The sequence below is a fragment of the Pseudomonas sp. SIMBA_068 genome (genome assembly GCF_046534705.1).
In the GTDB taxonomy this organism is placed as follows: Bacteria; Pseudomonadota; Gammaproteobacteria; order Pseudomonadales; family Pseudomonadaceae; genus Aquipseudomonas; species Aquipseudomonas putida.
Window position 1 is genome coordinate 1 of the sequence record NZ_JAWRYI010001204.1, and the last position, 249, is coordinate 249.

The 249-nt window shown below is 65.5% G+C and carries 1 protein-coding gene; it reads left to right on the forward strand.

The annotated features are described in order from the left end of the window. A partial coding sequence (locus SB756_RS33345; RefSeq protein ID WP_410913667.1) for an efflux RND transporter permease subunit occupies nucleotides 1–249 on the forward strand: 249 nt, incomplete at both ends.

Sequence of the window (249 nt, forward strand, 5' to 3'; positions counted from 1 at the left end):
CCCCGGCGGAATACGCCAACCTGATCCTGGCCTGCAACAACGGTGCGCCGCTGCGCCTGAAGGATGTGGCCGAGATCGTCGACGGTGCCGAAAACGAGCGCCTCGCCGCCTGGGCCAACGAAAACCAGGCCGTGTTGCTGAACATTCAGCGCCAGCCGGGGGCCAACGTCATCGAAGTGGTCGACCGGATCAAGGAACTGCTGCCTTCGATCACCGACAACCTGCCGGCCGGCCTCGACGTGTCGGTGC